14 protein-coding genes are annotated in these 15,064 nt (G+C 63.4%); 6 read left to right on the top strand and 8 right to left on the bottom strand.

The genetic code is table 11. From position 1 onward, the window contains the following. Positions 1–134: 134 nt before the first annotated feature. The 3 genes from DOM56_RS11060 to DOM56_RS11050 are packed head-to-tail and all read left to right on the top strand — an operon-like array spanning position 135 to position 3,146. Positions 135–1,892 carry a carbon starvation protein A gene (locus tag DOM56_RS11060; protein WP_110709335.1) on the top strand — a complete coding sequence of 586 codons (1,758 nt, stop codon included), beginning with the start codon at positions 135–137 and terminating at the stop codon, positions 1,890–1,892. Further along, complete coding sequence (locus DOM56_RS11055) at positions 1,879–2,175, top strand: cory-CC-star protein (protein WP_110708803.1); 297 nt, start codon at positions 1,879–1,881, stop codon at positions 2,173–2,175. Before DOM56_RS11060 ends, DOM56_RS11055 begins: the two co-directional genes overlap by 14 nt. Before the next feature lie 29 nt (positions 2,176–2,204). Then, the gene (locus tag DOM56_RS11050) at positions 2,205–3,146 is read left to right on the top strand and encodes an ArsA family ATPase (protein ID WP_157958212.1); all 942 of its coding nucleotides are present in this window, start codon (positions 2,205–2,207) and stop codon (positions 3,144–3,146) included. A 25-nt stretch (positions 3,147–3,171) separates the two neighbouring features. On the opposite strand, the gene DOM56_RS11045 is transcribed toward DOM56_RS11050, so the two are convergent. Further along, positions 3,172–4,140: a calcium/sodium antiporter gene (locus DOM56_RS11045; protein ID WP_232822281.1), complete on the bottom strand. Its 969-nt coding sequence runs from the start codon at positions 4,138–4,140 to the stop codon at positions 3,172–3,174. A 340-nt stretch (positions 4,141–4,480) separates the two neighbouring features. On the opposite strand from DOM56_RS11045, the gene DOM56_RS11040 reads away from it, so the two are divergent. From DOM56_RS11040 to DOM56_RS11030, 3 genes are read left to right on the top strand one after another with little or no spacing between them, the layout of a single operon-like run. Next, positions 4,481–5,821 (top strand): paraquat-inducible protein A, encoded by a 1,341-nt coding sequence (locus DOM56_RS11040; RefSeq protein WP_232822280.1) that lies wholly within the window; start codon positions 4,481–4,483, stop codon positions 5,819–5,821. Next, positions 5,814–7,466, top strand: coding sequence for an intermembrane transport protein PqiB (pqiB, locus tag DOM56_RS11035; RefSeq protein ID WP_110708799.1), 1,653 nt, complete (start codon positions 5,814–5,816; stop codon positions 7,464–7,466). Before DOM56_RS11040 ends, pqiB begins: the two co-directional genes overlap by 8 nt. Beyond that, positions 7,463–8,080 (top strand): ABC-type transport auxiliary lipoprotein family protein, encoded by a 618-nt coding sequence (locus DOM56_RS11030; RefSeq protein ID WP_232822254.1) that lies wholly within the window; start codon positions 7,463–7,465, stop codon positions 8,078–8,080. The genes pqiB and DOM56_RS11030 overlap by 4 nt, the downstream gene beginning before the upstream one ends. A 140-nt stretch (positions 8,081–8,220) precedes the next feature. Here DOM56_RS11030 and DOM56_RS11025 read toward each other — a convergent pair whose 3' ends face one another. The 7 genes from DOM56_RS11025 to DOM56_RS10995 form a co-directional block, all read right to left on the bottom strand. After that, positions 8,221–8,919: an RNA polymerase sigma factor FliA gene (locus DOM56_RS11025; protein WP_110708798.1), complete on the bottom strand. Its 699-nt coding sequence runs from the start codon at positions 8,917–8,919 to the stop codon at positions 8,221–8,223. A gap of 130 nt (positions 8,920–9,049) precedes the next feature. Next, a complete protein-coding gene (locus DOM56_RS11020; RefSeq protein ID WP_110708797.1) occupies positions 9,050–9,475 on the bottom strand; it encodes a flagellar protein FlhE in 426 nt (141 codons plus the stop codon). Further along, positions 9,472–11,556 (bottom strand): flagellar biosynthesis protein FlhA, encoded by a 2,085-nt coding sequence (gene flhA, locus DOM56_RS11015; RefSeq protein ID WP_110599400.1) that lies wholly within the window; start codon positions 11,554–11,556, stop codon positions 9,472–9,474. Before flhA ends, DOM56_RS11020 begins: the two co-directional genes overlap by 4 nt. Continuing rightward, a complete protein-coding gene (gene flhB / locus DOM56_RS11010; RefSeq protein ID WP_110708796.1) occupies positions 11,553–12,716 on the bottom strand; it encodes a flagellar biosynthesis protein FlhB in 1,164 nt (387 codons plus the stop codon). Before flhB ends, flhA begins: the two co-directional genes overlap by 4 nt. A gap of 150 nt (positions 12,717–12,866) precedes the next feature. After that, positions 12,867–13,535: a protein phosphatase CheZ gene (cheZ, locus tag DOM56_RS11005; protein WP_110708795.1), complete on the bottom strand. Its 669-nt coding sequence runs from the start codon at positions 13,533–13,535 to the stop codon at positions 12,867–12,869. Between the two features lie 19 nt (positions 13,536–13,554). Next, positions 13,555–13,944, bottom strand: a complete 390-nt coding sequence (cheY, locus tag DOM56_RS11000; RefSeq protein WP_110599394.1) for a chemotaxis response regulator CheY — start codon at positions 13,942–13,944, stop codon at positions 13,555–13,557. 64 nt (positions 13,945–14,008) lie between these two features. Continuing rightward, entirely contained in the window at positions 14,009–15,064 is a 1,056-nt protein-coding gene (locus DOM56_RS10995) for a chemotaxis response regulator protein-glutamate methylesterase (RefSeq protein WP_110709331.1), read from the bottom strand.

Raw genomic sequence — 15,064 nt, 5'->3', positions numbered from 1 at the left:
TCGTCAGGGCCCCTCGCGCGCCTGATGCGTTCGTCTAACGGAGCGCCCTCCTGTTCTTCGGTAGTGTAGGCATACCACGACAACGCAGGTGGCCGTGCTCCGCCACGCCCACCGGAACGGTCTAGGGGATGCCCATGAACGCTATCTGGATCGCCCTGTTCGGTACCGTGTGTTTCGTGATGGGCTATCGGTTCTATTCGAAGTTCATCGCCGAACGCATCTACCGACTCGACGCCGATTTTCAAACGCCGGCGCACACCTATCGCGACGGTGTCGACTACGTCCCCACCAACAAGTGGATTCTGTGGGGCCACCATTTCACCTCGGTGGCCGGGGCGGCGCCCATCGTGGGGCCTGCCATCGCGATCTACTGGGGCTGGTTGCCGGCCATCCTGTGGGTGGTGCTGGGCACCGTCTTCGCCGCCGGCGTCCACGACTTCGGCGCGGTAGTGCTCTCCAACCGTCACAAGGGCCATTCGATCGGGACACTGGCCAACCGGCTGATCGGACAGCGTGCCAAACTGCTGTTCCTGTTCATCATCTTGATTCTGGTATTGATGGTCAACGCGGTCTTCGCCTGGGTCATCGCCAAGCTGTTCATCACCTTCCCGGCCAGTGTGCTGTCGGTCTTCATCCAGATTCCGCTTGCCGTGTGGATCGGCTATCGCGTCTATCGCCATTCGGGCTCGATGCTGCTGCCGTCGGTGGTCGCTCTGGCGGTGATGTACGGCGCGGTGCTGGTGGCCAGCGAGGTGCAGCTGCTGCAGTTCGACCTGGTGAGCTGGTTCGGCGGGGCCGACGCACCGGTCGTCGGCGGCTTCAACGGAACCTCGATGGCCTTTCTGGTCTGGATCGTGGTGTTGATGGTGTACGTCTACATCGCCTCGACGCTCCCCGTCTGGAAACTGCTGCAGCCGCGCGACTACATCAATTCGCATCAGTTGGTGGTCGGCCTGGCGCTGCTGTACCTGGGGCTGCTGTTCGGCGCGCCGGAGATGACCGCGCCCAGCATCAACGGCGAGGCGGAAATCAGCTGGTATCCGCTGCTGTTCATCACCATCGCCTGCGGCGCGATCTCCGGCTTCCATGGCCTGGTCGCCTCGGGCACCACCTCCAAGCAGTTGGACAAGGAGACCGATGCACGGATGATCGGCTACGGCGGCGCCCTGGGCGAAGGCATGCTGGCGATGATCGCCATCATCGCGGTGGGCACCCTGTTTGCTTCAGGCGCCGACTTCACCGCCACCTATTCGAGCTTTTCCGCGGCCGGTTCGAACGGCCTGGGGTCGTTCGTAAGGGGTGCCGGACAGCTCGCCGGCAATCTCGGCATTCCCGAACAGGTGGGGTCGACGCTGATCGCGGTGATCGTGGTGAGCTTCGCCGCCACCACCCTGGATACCGCCGTGCGCCTGATGCGCTACATCATTGCCGAGCTGGGCAACGAGTACGGCATGCCGGTCATCGCCCGCAAGCACGTCGCGACCAGCATTGCCGTCATCACCAGCGGCGCGCTGGTCATCCTGCCGGAAGGTCCCAACGGCTTCGGCTCCGGCGGCTACCTGCTGTGGCCGCTGTTCGGCACCAGCAACCAGCTGCTGGCCGGCATCACGCTGATGCTGGTCTCGGTATGGCTCAAGCGCCAGGGCCGCCCGGTGATCTTCACCCTGGCCCCCATGCTGTTCCTGCTGGTCATGACGCTATGGGCCATGGGCCAGCAGGTGATCTTCACCTGGTCGGGTTTCGGCGATGCCGACCGCAACTGGCTGCTGTTCATCTTCGGTAGCCTGATCATGGTGTTCACGCTGTGGATCCTCCTCGAGGCGTCGCGCAGCTTCCGCCAGGGTGAAAAAACCCCACGGGGCCAGGCGCTGAGTTCCGATGAATCGCACTGACAAGGAAAGCTCCGCGATTGCCTTGTGGCGATCGCGGCTACACCGTGCAATCCAGGGATACGACGCGGTCCTGAGCCTGCCACACCGGCGCGAAATCGCCCGGGAGCTGCAGGATGAGGAGGATCTCTTCATGCTGCTGTGCTTCTGCGACATGATGGGAATCCCCAATCCCGTCAGCGACATGACACTGGAGCTCTACCCGCACATGCTCGACCGCTTCCACGAGTGGCACACCCGTCAGGGCATGCCGCGCTCGCCCCTGGCGGGCTTCCGCTGCTGCTAGGCGGACGCATGTCGCACAAGGAACCCCGCATGGCCAAGAGCCTTTTCTTCGGCGGCAAGGGTGGCGTCGGCAAGACCAGTTGCGCTACCGCCTATGCCTTGAGCTGCGCGGCGGCCGGCTGGCGGACCCTGCTGGTCTCCACCGACCCGGCCCACAATCTGGCCGACCTGTTCGGGCGCTCGCCGGGGCCGAGTCCAACGCGCATGCAGGCCGGTCTCGACGTCGTCGAGCTCGATCCCGATCACGAGACGCAACGCTACCTGGAACAGGTCAAGGCCACGCTGCGCCCCCTGGTCAGCGGCGAACGCAGCGAAACCGTGTTTCGCCAGCTCGACCTCGCACGGCACGCTCCCGGCACCGAGGAAGCCGCCCTGTTCGATGCTCTGGTGGGCCTGTTGCTGGATACCGGCGACGCGTACGATCGGCTGATCTTCGACACCGCGCCCGGCGGGCACACGGTACGTCTACTGGCGCTGCCCGAGATCATGGGCGCTTGGGTGGAGGGATTGATGCAGCGCCGCCGCAAGGTACGCAGCGACTACAAGGCGTGGCTCGGCGACGGCGAGGTCGTCGACGACCCCATCCAGGAGACGCTGATGCGTCGCCGCGGGCGTCTCGCCGCCGCCCGCGAGCACCTGACCTGCCCCGCGCACTCGGCGGTGATCCTGGTCGCCAACCCGGAACGGCTGCCGGCACTGGAAACCGCACGCACCCGCGAACTGCTCGAGAGCCACGGCCTGCACGTCGGCGCCGTGGTCATCAACAAGTGCCTGCCCGCCGAGGTCGACAGCCAATGGCTCGCCAACTGGCGCGAGGAGCAACGCCCTTGGATCGATCACCTCGAGGCGACCTTCCCCGACCGCGAGCGTATACGTATCGACCACCAATCCCATGCCCCGGCCTGCTGTGATGATCTGGTACCGCTCCAGCAAGCGCTGAGCGGGTTGGCTCCGTGGCATCCCCATCCATGACGGTCGGGTGGCCCGAGTCGATTCCCTAGCGCGTGCCGATCACGCTGTAGACCAGCCACGTGGTGTAGACCACGAAACTGAGCAGCAACACCGCACCTTCCAGCCGATTGATGCGGCCCTGCCCCTTGATCCCGATGCCGAATACCAGCAGCGCCAGCGTCAATGCCGCCATGACCGGCCAATCCCGGACCAGCACGTCGGGATCGACGTCGATGGGATGTATCACGCCGGCCAGGCCGACGACCGCCAGTGTGTTGAACAGGTTGGAGCCCACCACGTTGCCGATCACCAGGTCGTGCTCGTTCTTGCGCACCGCACTGATGGAAGACGCAAGTTCCGGCAGCGAAGTGCCGATGGCGACCACCGTCAGTCCAATGACCAGGTCGCTAACCCCGAATGCTTCGGCGACCGTGACCGCGCCCCATACCAGAAAGCGCGAGCTGACGATCAGCATCAGCAAGCCGACCAGCGTCCAGACCACGCCGCGCTTCAGCGACATGGCGTCTCCTGCCGCATTCGCCTCGACATCGGCCTCCAGCGCATCGCCGTGGGTACTGCGGGCCCGCCAGATGCTGTAGCCAAGAAAACCAAAGAGCAGTGCCAGCAGGACGACCGCATCGACGCGCGAGATCACGCCGTCATGCAGGCACCACAGCGAAATCAGCGTCACGCCACCAAGCACCGGCAACTCCTGGCGGATGACTTGAGAGTGCACCGTCAACGGGCTGATCACCGCCACCAGCCCCACGATCAGGGCGATATTGGTAATGTTCGAGCCGTAGGCGTTCCCCAGCGCCAAGCCGGGATTGCCCTGGACGGCTGCCAACGCCGAAACCATCAGTTCCGGAGCCGAGGTGCCGAAACCGATCACCACCATGCCGATCAACAGTGGAGGAAGTCCCAGATGACGAGCCGTCGCCGCGGCGCCATCCACGAACCGGCCGGCACTCCACACCAATACCACGAGTCCGGCCACAATGGCCGCCAGCGCCATCCACACGTTAGGATCTCCCCTATGTTTGTAAGACCCCGACAACCAATGACGGGGCAACGGCAGAACGCCCGGCTGCGCTCCGGAGCTCGCCGGAAGACGTCTCTGCCGCTCATGTAAGCGATTGTGCTTCTTCGGCAAAACGACCTTAGCCTACTATAGTATCCAAGCGGCTGAACTATCGTGACTTTTCGAAAACAGCGCCAGCGTCTTCGAGTGCATCCAACAAACATGCACGGACGTATGTATTCCAGTAACATGCTGACATCAAGTAGCGTGGTACGCCTCTCATCCAGCTTTCTCATCGGGTATGGCTTTGGCAGCAGGCAAGAGTGACTCTGACATCGACAAGACGAGCTTCCTGACGCCTCGACGGACGCGTCGTCGTCTTCGTGCTTGCCACGAATGCGATCTGCTGGTCGCGCTACCGCCTCTGCATCCGGGCGAGCGAGCCAGTTGCCCACGCTGTGGTCATACGCTTAGCCATCGACATTTTCGCCCCGCCGAGCGCAGCCTGGCATTTGCCATCAGCGCCTTGATGGCGTTGGCGGCGGCGCTCTACTTCCCGTTCATCAGTTTCGAAGCGCGCGGTGTCAGCAATGCCATTCATCTCGCCGACACCTCCGCCAGTCTCGTCAGGTTCCACGAGCCGTTCGTCGGCATGCTGGTCCTGCTGACGGTCGTGGTACTGCCCACGGTCTATCTTCTCGCCGTCGTCTGGCTGCACCTCGGCCTCCTGCAACGACGTCCGCTGCCACGGAGCTACCGCATCGCTCGCGCGCTCTCCCATCTAGGCCCCTGGATGATGGCGGACGTGTTCGTCATCGGCGCCCTCGTCAGCCTGATCAAGATCGCCGGCATGGCATCCGTCGACCTGGGCCTGTCGTTCTGGGCGTTCTGCGTCTATGCCCTGCTGCTGCTGCTGACCACACGCTCCATCGATACCGACTGGATGTGGTTCTCGCTGGTGGGTGAGCCGCTCGCCCCCGAGGGGTGCCGACCGGGCCAGCCGGCCGCCGAACAGAAGCTCACCGGTTGCCCGACCTGCGGCCTGGTCAATCGCCTCGGCCATTTCGGGCGAGGGCGTTGCCAGCGCTGTGGCGAGCCGCTACGCTTCCGGAGCCCTCACAGTCTGCAGAAGACCTGGGCGCTGCTGATCGCGGCAACTCTCTGCTACATCCCCGCCAATCTCTACCCGATCATGACCACGACGTCGCTGGGCAACGAAACGCCCTCGACCATCATCGGCGGCGTCATGATCTTTCTCGGCCACGGCGATTGGCCCATCGCGCTGGTCATTTTCACCGCCAGTGTCGTAGTGCCGATCGGTAAAGTCTTCGCACTCGGCTGGCTCTGCATTACAGTCCGGCGCAGCGGTGAATCCGAATTCAAGCACAAGCGCCAGAAGCTGTACCGGATCACCGAACTGATCGGGCGCTGGTCGATGATCGACGTCTTCGTGGTCGCCATTCTGGTGTCGCTGGTCCATGCCGGATCGCTGCTGGCGATCACGCCAGGCCCGGCGGCGCTCGCCTTTTCCGCGGTGGTCATCATTACCATGCTGGCCGCGATCAGCTTCGACCCACGCCTGATCTGGGACGCGCGCAACATGCAGCCCCACATGCCGGCCGCGCTCAAACGCCAGTCACCCTATTCGCCCGTCAAGGAAGCCGACGATGCCTGATTCGATGCAACGCGCCAAACGGGTGTCGCAATCGCGACTCTCGCCGATCTGGATAGTGCCTCTACTAGCGGCGCTGATCGGTGCCTGGATGGTGTGGGACAACATTTCCAGCCGAGGGCCGTTGATCACGCTGAACATGGACAACGCCGAGGGCATAGAGGCCGGCAAGACCCTGATCAAGACGCGTAATGTCGAAGTCGGCCATGTCGAGGCCGTCCGCCTGTCCGACGACTTGTCACACACCGTGGTCACGGCGCGCATGTCCAACGACGCGGAGCGAATGCTCAATGCCGAGACACGCTTCTGGGTGGTCAAGCCACGCATCGGGCGTGAGGGCATCAGCGGTCTCAATACCGTGCTGTCCGGCGCTTACATCCAGCTCGCGCCGGGCAAGAGCGATGAAGCCCAGGACAGCTTCGATGTCCTCGAACAGCCTCCGGTCGCACCGCCGGATGCCCCTGGACTCAGGATCAACCTGGTGAGTCAGGTCGGCAATTCGCTCAGCGCCGGCGATCCGGTCACCTACCAGGGCTATACCGTCGGTCGCGTGGAGAGTACCGATTTCGACCCCGACAAACGCGAGATGCGCCACCGCATCTTCATCCAGTCTCCCTACGACAGCCTGGTGACCGATACCACGCGTTTCTGGAGCTCTTCCGGCATCGACGTGCAGCTGGATTCGGAGGGGGTGAACGTCAACCTGGACTCGTTCGAGACGTTGATCAGCGGCGGCGTGACCTTCGGCGTTCCCGAGGATATCGCCCGCGGCAATCCCGCCAAGCAGGACACGACCTACACCCTCTACAACAACGAGGAGAGTGCGCGCGAGGGCACCTATGACCAGTACATCGAATATGTCCTGCTGGTCGACGACACCGTTCGAGGGCTCAGTCGCGGCGCGCCGGTGGAGTATCGTGGCGTGCGCGTGGGCACGGTCGTCAGTGTCCCCTGGCACTTCACTGCCCCGCAGCCCGATACCCTGACCCAGTTCGCGATCCCGGTACTGATTCGGATCGAGCCCCAGCGGCTGGAGAGCAGCGAAAACGTCAACGAGGACATCGACGACCAGGAAGTCAGGGATCGTTTCCAGACCATGTTCAAGGAGTATGGTTTGCGGGCGACACTGAAGGCCGGCAACCTGCTGACCGGCGCACTGTTCGTCGACCTCAACTTCAGCCAGGACGCCGATCCCTACAAGGCGCTGACGTTCGACGGCAAGCCCGTGTTCCCGACCGTTTCCGGTGGTTTCGCCCAGATCGAACAGAAGATCTCGAACCTGCTGGACAAGCTCAACAATCTGCAAGTCGAGCCGATTCTCGACCGCCTGGATCAGACGATGCAGACCTCTCAGCAGACGCTGGAGCAGGTGCGTCAGATCGCCGAATCGGTCAATGCCATCGTCTCCGACCCCGCGACGCAACAGCTACCGGGCAGTCTCAACGACACGCTCCAGGAGTTGCAGAATACGCTGAATGGCTTCTCTGCCGGCTCCTCGGGGTACCGTCAGTTGAATGACACCCTCAAGCAGCTGGAAATATTGATGCGCGATCTGCAGCCGGTGGCCAAGACGCTTCGCGAGCAGCCCAATGCGCTGATCTTCGATCGCGAAGTCCAAACCGACCCTGTGCCGAGAGCTCCCCAATGATGGCCTCACTCATGTTCCGCTGGCGCCGGTTCGGCGCCACGACCCTGCTGATGATCGCGACCGCGGCCCTGGCGGGTTGTGCCGCGCAATCGACACCAACCAATCGCTATACCCTGCCGGAGGTCGAGAGTCCGCCGTCGCCAACGTCATCGATCTCCGGGAATCGGCAACTCAGCGTCAGCCCGGTCGAGGTGGCCAGCTATCTCGATCAGGAAGGTATCGTGATGCAGACCAGCGATATCGAGCTCAATGCCGCCAATCAGAATCTGTGGGCCGAAGAGCTGGGCCACCAGTTGACACGCCAGTTGCGCCAGTCGCTGTCTGCCGAGCTGCCGGGCGTGACGGTCGTCAGCTCGGCTCAGGGCGGCGCTGGGGCGCAGCGGCTATCGCTGAGCGTCGATCAGTTCCAGGGACGCTACGACGGTCGCGCCGTGGCCTCCGGAGAGTGGCAACTCCACGACGGAAACCGGCTGATGATGCAACGACATTTCGACGTGACGCGGCCGCTGGAGAATGACGGTTATCCGGCGCTGGTGCGCGCGTTGGGTGCGGTGTGGAAGGACGTGGCGCGGCAGGTTGCGGCGGCGGTTCGCGCGGCGCCATCCGCGGATTGACAGGCGCCAGTTCGAGGGCCCCGTTCGGACACTGAGTGGCGTCGACCCGGGAGCGGTCACGGTGACCGTCCCCGGGTCGATGAGTCTGTCAGAGCCGGCGGCGTAGAGTTATCCCGGCCTCTCGGCCGACCGGGACCCGATCAGTGATTGAGCCGACTTCTCAGCCGGGAAACCGCCTGGCTGTGCAGTTGGCAGACCCGGGACTCACTGACGCCGAGCACGGCACCGATCTCCTTCAGGTTGAGCTCCTCCTGATAATAGAGCCCCAGCAGCAGTTTCTCGCGTTCCGGCAGCGCATCGATCGCCGCCATGACGTTGGCCCGGTTATCCGCGTCGAGCAGCGCCTCCAGCGGCGATGGCGGCCCCCCCTCGGAAACCGCCGTTACGCCGTTCTCGCTATCGCTCTCGTCGTACGCCAGCAGGAAGCCGTTGTTGGCGTCCGTCAGCAGTTGATGGTATTCGTCGCGGGATATTCCCATCTCGCGAGCTATCTCCCGCTCTTCCGGGGCGCGGCCGAGTTGCTGCTCCAGCCTTCTCACCGCCTGGTCCAGGGCTCGGGCACTGCGCCGCACGCTCCGCGGCATCCAGTCACGACTGCGAAGTTCATCGATCATCGCGCCGCGAATTCGCTGATTGGCATAGGTCGAGAAGCTGGCGCCGTGCGCATTGTCGTAACGGCCCATGGCATCCAGCAGGCCCAGCATTCCGGCCTGGATGAGATCGTCGAGCTCCACGCTGGCGGGCAGGCGCACTTGAAGGGAGAGCGCGTGGCGTCTCACCATCGGCAAGTACTGCTCAATCACTGCGTGCTGATCGATTTTGCCTTGTGCGGTATACATCGAATGGCCTCGTCCAAAAACCCACGGTCACCGAAACGCATGACCCAATGACATCATTATGCCGCCCGCACGCCTAGCCAAGACGGCAAACTGCCCGTTATCCGGCGGCTATTTCGGTTGTTTGTCGGCGTTACCCACGATAATCGATGATCAATTGGCCAGCCGAGACTCTCACCCTGCCGACGCCGTGGTCCTCGATCGGCAACTGGAACCGCAGCCGGAACGGGCTGGCGGCGGAACGTCCCGAGAAGTGCTGCGTTTCCCCCTGACGTCCGGCGAGGGGCAGGCAGAACGTCTGCTGGCATAGCCAGGCCTTCAGCGCCGGCGCAGGCGCATCGGTACGAAACGTCCAGCGAACGCGATCGATCCTCGCCTCCGCGAGGGAGGGCGGCGGCTGGATCTCGACGCCCGCCAGCGGACGCTCCGACATCACCACGGTCTGGCCCGGCAACGGGGCCACCCAGGTTCCCTGGGCAGCCCAGGTCAACGCGATGGGCCATGCGATGATCGTGCCCAGCACGATGCGCCACGACGCTAGCGTGCGCCGACGGTTCATGGCGGCGCGCCAATGGTGGTGGTGACCCGCAGATTGCGATCGTCCGGAATTTCGGCTTGCGAGAGCACCACCAGCGACTTGATCTGGCGACGCAGGAAGCGTGACAGCAACGCGCGCAATCCATGCTGTACCACCAGCACGGTCGGTTCGTCCCGGCTCTGCTGGCGCTCGACCGCGGCGGCCGTCTGCTGCATCAGGGTATCGGCCAGCCCCGGCTCGAGCGCACCGCCGTTGTTGAGCGCCTGGGTGAGAACCTGCTCCAGCCGGGGCTCGAGACTCATGACATGCATCGACTCGCGACCCGGGAACCACTGCTGGGTGATCGCTCGACCCAACGCGACCCGCACCAGGGCGGTCAGCTCATTGGCATCCGACTGCTGCGGGGCGTATTCCGCCAGCACGTCGAGAATCGTGTGCATGTCGCGAATCGGGACATCCTCGGCCAGCAGGTTCTGCAGAATGCGCTGGAGCGACGTCAGCGGCAGCAGCTTGGGTACCACGTCTTCCACCAGCGATTTCTGATGCTCGGCAACCTTGTCCAGCAGTTGCTGGACCTCGGCCCGGCCCAGCATGTCGCCGGCATTCTCGTGCAGCAGGTGATTGAGATGCGTCGCGATCACCGTACTGGCATCGACGACGGTATAGCCGTAAATCTGCGCACGCTCGCGCTGGGCCGTCTCGATCCAGTAAGCCGTCAGCCCGAATGCCGGATCCTGGGTACGACTGCCCTCGATGGCACCGGAAACCTGACCCGGATCGATGGCTAGCCACTTGCCCGGAAACGCCTCCGCCCGCCCGACTTCCACCCCCTTCAGGGTGATCACGTACGCATTGGGGTTGAGCTCCAGATTGTCACGGATATGCACCACCGACGGCAGAAAGCCGACGTCCTGGGCGAACTTCTTGCGCACGCTCTTGATTCGCCCGAGCAGTTCTCCCTTCTGGCGCTGGTCCACCAGCGGGATCAGACGATGCCCCACCTCCAGCCCCAGGGTGTCGACCAATTGCACGTCATCCCAGCTCGCCTCGGGCGTCTCCTGCACCGCAGGTGGCGCTCTCTCCTCCACCGAGCGGACCGCCTGGACCTGTTCACGCCGCAGGATCCACCACCCCAGCGCCGCCAGCACGACGGCAAACAGCAGGAACACGACGTTAGGCATGCCGGGGATCATGCCGAGCAGGCCCATCACACCGGCGGCGAGGAACATCACTCGCGGGTTGTTGAACAACTGGCTCAGCAGCTGCTGGCCGACGTCCTGGTCGGTGTTGACCCGTGACACCGTCACACCCGCCGCGGTCGAGATCACCAGCGCAGGAATCTGGGCAACCAGCCCGTCGCCAACGGTCAGCAGGGTGTAGGTCTTCACGGCTTCGCCGAAGGGCAGGCCGTGCTGGGCGACGCCGATCATCAGCCCGCCGATCAGGTTGATGACCATGATCAAGAGCCCGGCCATGGCATCACCGCGGACGAACTTGCTCGCACCATCCATGGAACCGTAGAACTCCGATTCCTGGTTGATCTCGGTGCGGCGTCTGCGCGCCTCTTCCTCACCGATGAGACCGGCGTTGAGATCGGCATCGATCGCCATCTGCTTGCCTGGCATGGAATCCAGCGTGAAGCGAGCCCCGACTTCGGCGATACGCCCGGCGCCCTTGGTGATGACCATGAAGTTGATGACGACGAGAATCAGGAACACCACCAGACCGACGGCAAAATTGCCCCCGATCAGGAACTCGCCGAAGGCCTCGATCACCTTGCCGGCGGCATCGCCGCCCTGGTGCCCTTCCATCAGCACCACTCGGGTCGAGGCCACGTTCAATGACAGCCGCAGCAGCGTCGAGAACAGCAGCACTGCCGGGAAAGCCGCGAAATCCAGCGGCTTCTCGGTGAACATGCTGACCAGCAGCACCATGATCGACAGCGCGATATTGAAGGTGAAGAACAGGTCGAGCGCGAATGGCGGCAATGGCAGGATCATCATGCTCAATATCATGATGATCAGTACCGGGCCCGCGAGCACCTTGTATTGCGTGTCTGCCGGCCACTTGCGCTGACCGAACCACTGGCTGAGCGCGTTCATTCACTCTCCTTGGATGAATCCGGTGCCGCGTCATCGAGCGCTGCTGGCACGGGTAAGTCACGGGGGGCCGTCGGCACTTCTCCGCCATCGTTTTCGACCTGCTTGAGGCGGAACGCCCAGGCCAGGACTTCGGCTACCGCGGTATACAGATCGCCAGGGATTTCCTGGTCGAGATCGACATGATGATAAAGCGCGCGAGCCAGCGGCGGGGCTTCCAGGCGCGGTATGCGATTCTCGTCGCCGAGTTCGCGGATTCTGGCGGCCACCTGATCGGCGCCCTTGGCGATGACGACCGGGGCGGCCATCGCATCCTGCTGATAGCTCAGTGCGACCGCGTAATGGGTGGGGTTGGTCACGATCACGTCAGCCGTGGGCACCTTGCTCATCATCCGCCGTCTCGCCATGGCCTGCTGCTGCGAGCGGATACGCCCCTTGACGTGGGGATCCCCCTCCGTCTCCTTGTGCTCCTGGCGGATGTCCTCGCGGCTCATCCGCAACTTCTTGCTGTGGCTCCACATCTGATAGGGGACGTCGATCAGGATGACCAGCAGCAGTGAGGTCACAATGAGCGCGCACCCCACTGCAGCCATCCTCATGGCCGTCGCCAGCGCCTGCTGGATCGGCATTTCCATCAGGCCGAGCAAGGTGTCGCGCTGTGTCCACAGATAGGCCACTCCCACGCCCCCGACCAGGACCGACTTGGCAATTGCCTTGGCCAGCTCTGCCAGCGCCTGTGTCGAGAACATCCTCTTCAGCCCCTTGAGCGGGTTGAGCTTGCTCAATTGGGGCTTGAGGGATTTGGCCGACACCAGCCAGCCGCCCAACATCGTCGGGCCGAGAATCGCCGCCACCGTGAACAGCAGGAAAAGCGGCAGCAAGGCGATCAGGGTATGTTCGCCCATCGACCAGACATGGCTCAGCATGCGGGCCGTGTCGAACGCCAACCCGTGGTCGAAAAGAAAGGCCTGCTCCATGACGATGCTCAGCTCGTCATAGAGGTTGTTGCCCATGATCCAGAGTCCGAGCACGCCACTGACCAGCAGCAGGAAGGTCGCGAGCTCGCGCGAGCGCGCCACCTGCCCCTCCTCGCGCGCCTTCTCGATGCGCCGGGGAGTCGCTGGTTCCGTCTTTTCCTGATCGCTGTCGTTCTGTTCGGCCAAGCGCGCGTCCCGCCCGGGAATGATTGGATGGCGCTATTCTGCTCGGAGGGAAGACAGTTCAAAGGGCGAAATAGCAGCGCGTTCGCCCTGCTATTTCGGGGGGAGAGGATGCGGGAAGGATGAAACGCCCGGTGATGCGCGTCGGCGTCGTCAGAATCCCAGGCTGTCGAGCAAGTCGTCCACCTGGTCCTGACTGCTGACCACATCGGCGGCCTGGGGATTGATCTGGGGCCCGTTCAGCAGAGAACTTGGCTGTGACGATGACATTGCGACCTGTTCACGGCGCTCGGACCCTTCGGGAGCGTTGTCGATCAGGACCTGGAGCAACTGCTGCTCGATCTCGTGAATCACCTCCATCATTCTCTTGATGACCTGGCCGGTGAGGTCCTGGAAGTCCTGCGCCATCATGATCTCGAGCAACTGCGCATTGGTGGCGCTGGTCTGCTTCGGCACGGTCTGGAGGTAGGAACGCGTGTCCTTGACCAGCATCTTGGCTTCGTCGAGCGCCTTGGGTTCGGCGAACCAGGCATCCCAACGCTTGTCGAGCGCGATCGCCTCGCTCTCCAGCGTGTTCTGGATAGGCTGAGCATGATCGATGGCGTTGAGTGCGCGCTCCGCGGCCTGCTCGGTCATCGAAGCGACATAGCTGAGCCGATCTCGGGCGTCGGGAATGGCCTGGGCCGCTTTTTCCACTTCCTTGTCGAGACCCAACTCGCGCATGTTCTCACGCAGCATGCGGGTCAGGTGACCGATTCTGTGGATCAGGTCGTCGGACGCTACGCCTTCGGCAACTCTGGCTTGAGGATTGGCACTACTCATGGTCTCCCCTCCCGAGGCGTTATTTGCCCAACTTTTCAAAAATTTTATTGAGCTTTTCTTCGAGCGTCGCGGCGGTGAATGGCTTCACGACATAACCATTGGCACCCGCCTGGGCAGCCGCGATGATGTTCTCTTTCTTGGCCTCGGCCGTCACCATCAACACCGGCAACGAGGAGAGTTTCGGGTCCTGGCGAATTTCCTTGAGCATCTCCAGGCCGTCGAGATTGGGCATGTTCCAGTCGGAAACCACGAACTCGAAGCCACCGGCCCTGAGCTTGGTCAGGGCTTCCTGACCATCCTCGGCTTCGTCCACGTTCTCGAATCCGAGTTCCTTGAGCAGACTGCGGACGATCCGACGCATGGTCGGGAAATCGTCCACTACCAGAATGCTCATGTTCTTGTCAGCCATCGTCTGTCCTCATCGAATCGTTTGGCGGGCCTGCTGAGAGTTATCGGCAGCGGGCCCGCTCGCTTTAAACGCGCTGCGCGCGCCCCGCTATGTGCATCTGCTGGACCAGATGACCCGCGATGTCCTGCAGCCCGATGGTCTCGGTCGCGCCGCCCAGCGCAATGGCCTCCTTAGGCATGCCGAACACCACGCAGCTCGCCTCGTCCTGGGCCACTGTGTGGGCACCCGCCTCGCGCATCTTCAACAGGCCCGCTGCCCCGTCACGCCCCATCCCGGTGAGAATGACGCCCAGCGCATTTCGACCCGCGCAGGCCGCCGCGGAGTCGAACAGCACATCGACCGAAGGGCGATGCCGATTGACGGGCGGCCCGTCGTCGAGCGCGATCACGTAGTTCGCGCCCGAGCGAGTCAGGCGCATATGCCAGTCTCCCGGAGCGATGTAGACATGTCCCGGCAGGACCCGCTCGCCGGCTTCGGCTTCCTTCACCGTCACTCGGCAGAGTCGGTCGAGTCGTTCCGCGAAGGAGCGGGTAAAGCCACCCGGCATGTGCTGGGTGATCAGCACCGCCGGACTGTTGGCCGGGAGCGGCTCGATGACCTGGCGAATCGCTTCGGTGCCGCCGGTCGACGCGCCGATGATGATGATCTTCTCGCTCGAGAGCATCGGCGCCTTCAAGACTTCCCGGGGCGCACCGGACTCCACCATCCGCCCCTGTTGCCGCGGACGCGCCTGGGCGGCAGCCCGGATCTTGTCGGCGATCATCCCTGCATATTCCATCATCCCCTCGCGGATGCCGACTTCCGGCTTGGCCACGAAGTCGACCGCGCCCAGTTCCAGCGCCTTGAGGGTGATTTCGGAACCGCGTTTCGTCAGGGAGGAGACCATCAGCACCGGCATGGGCCGCAGCCGCATCAACCGCTCCAGGAAATCCAACCCGTCCATACGCGGCATCTCGACGTCCAGGGTCAACACGTCGGGGTTGTGCCGCTTGATCAGATCGCGCGCGACGAGGGGGTCGGGCGCCGTGGCAACCACGGTCATGTCCGGCTGGTCATCGATGATCTTGGTCATCAGATCCCGTATGAGTGCCGAATCGTCGACACATAGTACTTTGATCAT

This window comes from Salinicola sp. CR57, assembly GCF_003206585.1.
Lineage (GTDB): Bacteria > Pseudomonadota > Gammaproteobacteria > Pseudomonadales > Halomonadaceae > Salinicola > Salinicola lusitanus.
This window is presented reverse-complemented; position numbering and strand designations above follow the sequence as displayed.